The organism is Novosphingobium piscinae (assembly GCF_014230355.1).
GTDB classification, from domain to species: domain Bacteria; phylum Pseudomonadota; class Alphaproteobacteria; order Sphingomonadales; family Sphingomonadaceae; genus Novosphingobium; species Novosphingobium piscinae.
Genome location: NZ_JACLAX010000003.1, coordinates 293,010 through 301,063 on the forward strand (window position 1 = coordinate 293,010; position 8,054 = coordinate 301,063).

Annotated in this window: 9 protein-coding genes; 8 read left to right on the forward strand and 1 reads right to left on the reverse strand. The window is 68.8% G+C overall.

Annotation, left to right across the window (positions count from 1 at the left end):
• Positions 1–10 precede the first annotated feature (10 nt).
• From puhA to hemA, 7 genes are all read left to right on the forward strand, one after another.
• Positions 11–784, forward strand: coding sequence for a photosynthetic reaction center subunit H (puhA, locus tag H7F53_RS05155; RefSeq protein WP_185678391.1), 774 nt, complete (start codon positions 11–13; stop codon positions 782–784).
• A complete protein-coding gene (gene puhB / locus H7F53_RS05160) occupies positions 781–1,419 on the forward strand; it encodes a photosynthetic complex putative assembly protein PuhB (protein WP_185678392.1) in 639 nt (212 codons plus the stop codon). Before puhA ends, puhB begins: the two co-directional genes overlap by 4 nt.
• On the forward strand, positions 1,416–1,898 hold the full coding sequence (puhC, locus tag H7F53_RS05165; protein ID WP_185678393.1) for a photosynthetic complex assembly protein PuhC: 483 nt from the start codon (positions 1,416–1,418) through the stop codon (positions 1,896–1,898). Before puhB ends, puhC begins: the two co-directional genes overlap by 4 nt.
• Complete coding sequence (locus H7F53_RS05170) at positions 1,895–2,185, forward strand: hypothetical protein (RefSeq protein ID WP_185678394.1); 291 nt, start codon at positions 1,895–1,897, stop codon at positions 2,183–2,185. Before puhC ends, H7F53_RS05170 begins: the two co-directional genes overlap by 4 nt.
• Positions 2,182–3,279 (forward strand): magnesium-protoporphyrin IX monomethyl ester (oxidative) cyclase, encoded by a 1,098-nt coding sequence (gene acsF, locus H7F53_RS05175; protein WP_185678395.1) that lies wholly within the window; start codon positions 2,182–2,184, stop codon positions 3,277–3,279. The genes H7F53_RS05170 and acsF overlap by 4 nt, the downstream gene beginning before the upstream one ends.
• The gene (puhE, locus tag H7F53_RS05180) at positions 3,273–4,061 is read left to right on the forward strand and encodes a putative photosynthetic complex assembly protein PuhE (protein ID WP_185678396.1); all 789 of its coding nucleotides are present in this window, start codon (positions 3,273–3,275) and stop codon (positions 4,059–4,061) included. The genes acsF and puhE overlap by 7 nt, the downstream gene beginning before the upstream one ends.
• 66 nt (positions 4,062–4,127) lie before the next feature.
• On the forward strand, positions 4,128–5,348 hold the full coding sequence (gene hemA / locus H7F53_RS05185) for a 5-aminolevulinate synthase (RefSeq protein ID WP_185678397.1): 1,221 nt from the start codon (positions 4,128–4,130) through the stop codon (positions 5,346–5,348).
• A gap of 100 nt (positions 5,349–5,448) precedes the next feature.
• On the opposite strand, the gene H7F53_RS05190 is transcribed toward hemA, so the two are convergent.
• Positions 5,449–5,979 (reverse strand): c-type cytochrome, encoded by a 531-nt coding sequence (locus H7F53_RS05190; RefSeq protein ID WP_185678398.1) that lies wholly within the window; start codon positions 5,977–5,979, stop codon positions 5,449–5,451.
• Between the two features lie 248 nt (positions 5,980–6,227).
• Here H7F53_RS05190 and H7F53_RS05195 point away from each other — a divergent pair.
• Positions 6,228–8,054 (forward strand): methyl-accepting chemotaxis protein (locus H7F53_RS05195; RefSeq protein WP_185678399.1); only part of this gene is annotated, 1,827 nt, incomplete at its 3' end.

Sequence of the window (8,054 nt, forward strand, 5' to 3'; positions counted from 1 at the left end):
GAACCCAGCCATGAACTACGGCAACATTGTCGGCACGATTGATGCCGCCCAACTGGCGATGATCGCCTTCATCGGCTTCTTCATCGCTCTCGTCTTCTGGCTGCGGCGCGAAGACCGCCGCGAAGGCTACCCGCTCGAGGACGCGCTCACCGGCAAGCTGCTGAGCCCCGGCGGCCCGCTGTCGGCAGCCGCCCCCAAGACCTTCATCCTGCCCTTTGGCCGCGGCAAGGTGTCGGTTCCGCTGCGTCCCGGCGAAGGCCGCGAACCGGTCCAGATCGCAGCCGAGCGGCGCGAGAACTTTGGCGGCGCGCCCTATTCGCCGACCGGGGACGTATTCGCTGCCGGCGTCGGTCCGGGCTCCTATGCCAACCGCGCGCAGTGGGCCGACCAGGACGCGCACGGGCTGCCGCGCATCGTGCCGATGGGCGTCGTGCCCGAGATGACCGTCGCCATGGGCAGCACCGATCCCCGCGGCCTGCCGGTCTACGGCGCCGACGGCGCGAAGGCCGGCACGGTCAGTGACCTGTGGGTTGACCGCGCCGAGGCCCAGGTCCGTTACCTGGCGGTCGACACCGGCACCCGCACCGTGCTGGCGCCGATGCCGATGGCGGTGGTCAAGCGCAACGCGGTGATCGTGAGCGCGATCAACGCCGCCGACTTCGCCGGCGCGCCTTTCCCGGCTGATCCCACCCAGATCACCCGCTACGAGGAAGAGCGCGTGATCGGCTACTTCGGCACCGGCTATCTCTACGCCAATGCCGACCGGCTGGAGCCGCTGGTATGACCGAGTACGACCACGAGCCGATCCGCGGGCTGCCGGGTGATCTGCCGCCGGGCGAGCAGATCCTGTGGCAGTCCGCACCGGACTGGCGGACCTTCGTGCGCAGCGCGCTCTTCGCGCGCCCGCTGATGGTCTACTTCGCGGCGCTGACCCTGCTCGCGGTAGCCGGGGGCAACCTGTTCGGCGCGGCGGTGATCGCCGCCGCCGGCGTGGTGCTGCAGGGTCTGCTCGCCCTGTTCGCCGTGCTGGTCGCGCGGACCACGGTCTACACGCTGACCAACCGCCGCATCGTGCTGCGCATCGGGGTGGCCCTGAACAAGTGCATCAACCTGCCACTGTCGCAGATCGCGGCCGCCGACCTGCGCCCGCGCGGCCAGGGCCATGGCGACATCGCACTGACCCTGCTGGGCCGTCACCGGCTGGGCTACGCCATGCTGTGGCCGCATGCCCGTCCCCTGCGCCTGTCGCGTCCGCAACCGATGCTGCGCGCCATGCCCGATGCCGCCCGCCTGGCCGAAACGCTCGCCCGGGCCTGCGCGGCCGCCGCTCCGGAAGGCGTGACGACTGCCCGTACGGCGCCTGCGGCGCGGCCCGCCGCGACCGCCGGAGATCCTGGCCTGCAAGGAGTGGCGGCATGAGTCACGCCCATTCCCACGAGAACACCGTCCCGCGGCCGGCGCTGGTCATGGCCGGAGCGTTGGTCGCCACGACCTTGGCCCTGACCGGTCTGGTCCGCGTCGGCGTGCTCAACCGCGAGGCGGTGCCAGCGGTCGAACGGGCCCGCGACGGAGTGACCGCCAACCTCGTGCGCCACCTGGTCTTCGCCGATCGCGGGGACGGTGCGGTGGTGGTCCGCGATGCCGACAGCAACCGGACCCTGGCCGTGTTGGTCGGCGAGGCCGATGGCGGCGGGTTTGTCCGCGGCGTGATGCGCGGCATGGCCCGCGAACGCAAGATGCATGGCATCGGGGGCACCGCGCCGTTCGAGCTGACCCGCTGGAACAACGGCACGCTGACCCTGCGCGATCCGGTGACCGGCCGCGCGATCGAGCTGGGCTCATTCGGCGAGACCAACCGCGCCGCCTTCGCCCGTTTCCTCGTGGAGCCGCAGGCATGATCCGCGGCCGCGCCTTCGAAGTGCCCTGCCGCGTGGCGGTGGAGCAGAGCGAGGCGCATTTCCACGCGCACGTCGAACTCGCCGACGGCCTGCTGGTCGAGCCTGGCGATCGCGTGCGCGTCCAGGGTGATCCGATCCGCGTGCGCTTCGGCGAAAGCGCCGAATTCCTGCGCACAGCCACGGTCGAGCGGGCCGGCCCGCTGCTGCGCGGCTGGACGCGCCTGATCGCCTACCTCGGCCTGACCGAACTCTACGAAGTGAGCTTCAACCCCGGGAGCCTGACATGAACGCCCACACCGCCATCCGCACTCCCGACGCGGCCCCCGCCCCGGCGCTGGCAGACAAGCCTGATGTCCATGCCATGGTCCAGCACGAGACGGTGCTGAGCCCGAGGTTCTACACCACCGATTTCGCCGCGCTCGACGCGATCGACGTCTCGCCCGTGCGCGAGGAATGGGACGCGATGATCGCCGAGATGGTGAGCGATCCCAACAAGCTTCACTTCAAGCGTGAGGTCCGCTTCGAGGGGATCATCGAGCAGCTCGAGCCGGCGTTGAGGGCGGAGTTCATCGATTTCCTGGTGAGCTCGCTGACCTCGGAGTTCTCCGGTTGCATCCTCTATGCCGAGATGGCCCGGCGGACCAAGAACCCCGACATGAAGCAGCTGTTCAAGCTGCTGGCCCGCGACGAAAGCCGCCATGCCGGGTTCATCAACGAAGCGCTGAAGGATGCCGGGATCGGGATCGACCTCGGGTTCCTGACCAAGGCCAAGAAGTATCATTACTTCAAGCCGAAGTTCATCTTCTACTCGGTCTACCTGTCGGAGAAGATCGGCTACGCCCGCTACATCGCGATCTACCGCCAGCTCGCCGCCCACCCCGAGCTGCGCTTCCACCCGATCTTCCAGTGGTTCGAAAGCTGGTGCAACGACGAGTTCCGCCACGGCGAGGCTTTCGCCCTGCTGCTGCGCGCTGATCCCAAGCTGCTGACCGGGCTGAACAAGTTGTGGGTCCGGTTCTTCCTGCTGGCGGTCTACGCGACCATGTACGTGCGCGACCATGCCCGGCCGGTGTTCCACCGCGCGCTCGGGCTCGACCCGACCGAGTACGACTACCGGGTCTTCACGATCTGCACCCAAATCAGCCGCCAGGTCTTCCCGCTCGAGCTCGACACCGATGATCCGCGCTTCCGTCGCAGCATGGACCGGCTGCTGGCCGCGAGCCAGCGGATCGAGGCCGGGAAGCGCCGCGGCGGCATAGCCGGGACGCTCCAGCGTGTCGGCGGTATGATCGGCGCCGGCCTGCACTTCGCCCGCATGTACCTGCTGCGTCCGCGCCGCAACGAACTGCCCGCCAAGGTCCGGCTGCAGCCCGCATGGTAAGCTGGACCGGCCACGTTCTTCCGGTCGCGGTCACGATCCTGACCTGGTTCTTCGCGACCGGGCTGGTGGCCTGGCTCGACAATCGCGAGCGTCGCACCTTTCCGCGCAGCCTGCTGCTGGCGGCCGTGGCCGCACTGGGCGGGATCGTGATGGTGGCCGCATCGATGAACCGCGCCACCCTGGGCGGGGCCTACCTGTCGCTGGGCGGTGCGATCCTGATCTGGGCGTGGCACGAGATCAGCTTCCTGACCGGCATCGTCACCGGGCCGCGGCGCGAACCTTGCCCGGCAGACGCGCGCGGGCTGGCCCGGTTCTACTATGCGGTGGCGGCGATGGCCTGGCACGAGATCGCGCTGGCCCTCAGCGCGCTCGGCCTGATCTGGATGAGCCGCGAGGCCCCAAACCAGGTCGGCGCCATGGCCTTCACCCTGCTGCTGGTCATGCGGCTGAGCACGAAGTTGGCGATCTTTCTGGGCGTCCCCAACCTGAGCACCGACATCCTGCCCCCGCAGCTGGCCTATCTCAAGAGCTACTTCGGCCCGCCCCGGCTGGGTCCCGAGCTGTGCCTGGCGATCGCCGGATGCCTCGCGCTGGCCGCCTGGCTGGGCTCGCTGGCGTTGGCCGCTCCGGCTGGCAGCGCGGCCGCGGCCGGCGCCAGTCTGCTGTTCGCGCTGGCCACGCTCGGCGCGCTCGAGCACCTGTTTCTGGCCCTGCCGTTCCGCGATGGCCAGCTGTGGGGCTGGGCCCTGCCCACCCGCCGCGCACCGAGCGGAGCAAACTGATCTGGGTCAATGACCGACCCGCGATGACTGAACACTGGATACGGATCGACGAGAGGACCGACGAGCATGGATTACGAAGCCTATTTCAAGGGTGAACTCGACACGGTCCGCGACGAGGGACGCTACCGCATCTTCACCGAGATCGAGCGCCGCTGCGGCAAGTTCCCCAATGCCACGCGCTATGTGGAGGACCGGACCGAGCAGGTCACCGTCTGGTGCTCGAACGACTACCTCGGCATGGGCCAGCACCCCGAGGTGCTCCAGGCCATGCACGAAGTGCTCGACGATTGCGGCGCCGGTGCTGGCGGCACGCGCAACATCTCGGGCACCAACCACCACCATGTCGTGCTCGAGCGCGAACTGGCCGACCTTCATGGCAAGGAAGCGGCGCTGCTGTTTACCAGCGGCTATGTCTCGAACTGGGCGGCGCTAGGCACGCTGGCGGCCAAGATGCCGGGCTGCGTGGTCTTTTCAGACGCGCTGAACCACGCCTCGATGATCGAGGGCATCCGCCACTCGCGCGCGACCTGCCGCGTCTGGCGCCACAATGACCCGGCCCACCTCGACGAACTGCTGGCCGAATACGGGCCCGACGTGCCCAAGCTGGTCGCCTTCGAGAGCGTCTATTCGATGGACGGCGATATCGCGCCGATCGCCGAGATCCTCGACGTCTGCGAGAAGCACGGGGCGATGAGCTATATCGACGAGGTCCACGCGGTCGGGCTCTACGGTCCGCGCGGTGGCGGCGTGGCCGAGCGCGAAGGGCTGATGGACCGGATCACCGTGATCGAGGGCACGCTCGGCAAGGCCATCGGCGTGATGGGTGGCTACATCGCCGCTTCGGCCGCGCTGTGCGACTTCATCCGCACCTTCTCGAGCGGGTTCATCTTCACCACGGCCCTGCCGCCGGCGATCGCCGCCGGCGCCACGGCCAGCATCCGCCACCTCAAGGCCAGCGAACTGGAACGCGCCCGCCAGCGCGAACGCGTCGCCACCGTGCGGCGGCGGCTCGACGCGATGGGCATTCCGCACCTGCCCAACCCGAGCCACATCATCCCGGTCATGGTCGGCGATGCCAAGAAGGCCAAGCGCATCAGTGACTGGCTGCTCGACAACCATGGCATCTACGTCCAGCCGATCAACTACCCGACCGTGCCGCGCGGCACCGAGCGGCTGCGCATCACCCCCTCGCCGGTTCACACGGACGGCGATGTCGACCGGCTGATCGAGGCGCTGAGCGACATCTGGTCGCAGTGCGAACTGGCCCGGCGCTCGGCCGCGGCCTGAGCATCGCTCGTCCCCATGGAAAGGGGCTGCGCACCACCCTGGTGCGCAGCCCCTTTGCACGATCGGACCCGGCCCGCCCCCGGGCCCGGCGATCCGCCGATCAGCTCGGCGACTTGAGGTAGGCGATCACGTCGGCACGGTCCTGTGCCTTGGGCAAGCCGGCGAAGACCATCTTGGTGCCCGGCACCACGCGCGCCGGCTTCTCGAGGTACTGGAACAGCTTGTCCTCGCTCCAGGTGATCCCGCTATTCTTGTTGGCGGTGGAATAGGAGAAGCCGGTGATCGAGCCGGCAGTACGGCCGATCACCCCGGCCAGCGACGGGCCGATCATGTTCTTGCCCGTCTGGAGCGAGTGGCAGGCCTGGCACTGCACAAAGACCTGCTTGCCGTGCACCGCATCGCCGGTGAGCGCAGACAGCTTGGCACCGTCGAGCGTGTCGGTGTTGTCCGCCGCCGGGGCCGCCGCGCTGGCCGGGGCGGCCGGTGCCGAAGAAGCTTCGGCCGGGCTGGCCGAAGCGGCTGCAGCAGGAGCCTGATCCGGGGCTGGCTGGTCGGCACTGCCGCCGCCGCCGCAGCCCGCCAGGGCGAGGATCGCCGCGCCCAGCGCCAGTTGTTGCAACCTGTGGGTCATGTGCCTCTCTCCATGTTGTGTTGTCAGACCGGCCATCACGGCCGGCGGGGAAGTAAATCACGCGTCCCGGCCCTGCGCAACGCGCTTATCCCGTTTCTGGCGCTGCGCGGTCTGCTCAGGCCATTGGCTCCCGGCCGAGGTCTAAGTGCGGCGGTAACCGAAATATAGGGCTGTTGCGTAAGTCGGCGCTCAGCGTTTGCTGGAACAAACGTGGTTAGACGCATCGCGTTCCTTGTTTGGAGTCGTCGATGTTTCGCCAGAAGATTGCCACGCGCTTTATCGTCGCCTTTGCGGTGATGCTCGCCGCGATTTCCGGTCTGGGGGTGTTCGCCGTCCAGCGGATCGGTGCAGTGAACTCCATATCGGACGAACTGCGCAGCACCTGGCTGCCTGCATCGCAGTCGCTCGGCGACATCCATACTTACCTTTCGCAGTACCGGATCAAGGAAGGCGAGAACCTCGAATCGGCCACGCCCGAGGCGCGGGCGCGGACCACCAAGCTGGTCCGCAATGCCCGTGCGGTCGTGGAAAGCTCGATCGCCGACTACAAGTCGCACCTGACGACCCCCGAGCAGCGCAAGGCCTTCGAGGCCTTCAGCGCCAGCTGGCAGACCTACGCGGCCACGTCGGACCAGATCATCGCCCAGAACGAGACGGGTGATCCGGCCGCCCTCGCCAGCTTCGACGGCGAAGCGCTTGACCAGTTCTACGCGGTCGAAGATGCCGTGATGGCACTGATCGAGATCAACCAGAAGGGCGCCGCCGCGGTCTCCAAGCGGGCCGACTCGATCTTTGCCCAGTCGCGGGCGATCACCCTGGTCGTGGTCGGCGCCTCGCTGGTCCTCGCTATCGTCATGCTGGTCCTGCTGATGCATGGCGTGGCCCGCCCGATCCGCCGCATGAGCGATGCGGTGACGCGGGTGATCGACGGCGATCTCGACGTGGTCATCCCCGGCGGCCAGCGCGCCGACGAGGTCGGCAGCCTGGCCCGCGCGCTGGAAGGCTTCAAGGACCTGTTCGCCGCCGACCACCGCCGCGCCCTGGCCGAACAGGAACGCGCCCGCGAGGTGCAGGTGACGATCGACGCGATCGGCGGCGGTCTGGCTGCCCTGGCCGAGGGCAACCTGACGCACCGGGTTCCGGAAAACGGCGTCGGTGCGCTCGGCAAGCTCCACACCGACTACAACGCCGCCGTGGCGGCGCTGACCGACGTGCTGCTGCAGATCGTCTCGGGCTGCAACACGATCAAGCTCGGGACCGAGGAGATCGCCGCGGCCTCGCTCGACCTGTCGCGGCGTACCGAGCACCAGGCCGCCTCGCTGGCCGAGACCTCGCGCACGCTCAACGAGTTCAGCGGCTCGGTGAAGATCACCGCGGACAACGCCCGCCAGACCAGCACGCGACTGGCCGTAGCCCGCGATATCGCCGGCAAGGTCGAGGACATCGCCCGTCAGGCCGCGGTCGCCATGCGCAACATCGAAGGCTCGTCGCGCCAGATGGCCGAAATCGTCAACCTGATCGACGGGATCGCCTTCCAGACCAACCTGCTCGCGCTCAATGCCGGGGTCGAGGCGGCGCGGGCCGGCGAGGCTGGCAAGGGCTTCGCGGTGGTCGCCAACGAGGTTCGCGCCCTCGCCCAGCGCAGCGCCGACGCGGCGCGCGACATCCGCGAGCTGATCAGCACCAGCACCGGACAGGTCGCCAGCGGCGTCACCCTGGTCGAATCGAGCGGCGATGCGCTCAAGCAGATCGTCGGCGAGGTGAGCTCGGTGTCCGGACTGGTCGAGGAAATCGCCGAGGCCGCGGGCAAGCAGGCCGCGGGGATCGGCGAGATCAGCGGCATGGTCACGGCGATGGACGAGTTCACCCAACAGAACGCGGCGATGGTCGAGGAAAGCTCGGCCGGCACCCGCAACCTGTCGCAGGAAACCCAGCTTCTCTTCGAGCGCCTGAGCAACTTCCGCCTCGGCAATGCGACGTCAGCCCCGCGCGCCGCCCGCCCGACCCCCCCGGCGCCCGCGGTGGTCAGCGCGCCGCCCGCCGCGGTGAGCCCGCCGGCCCCGCGCGCCGCCCCG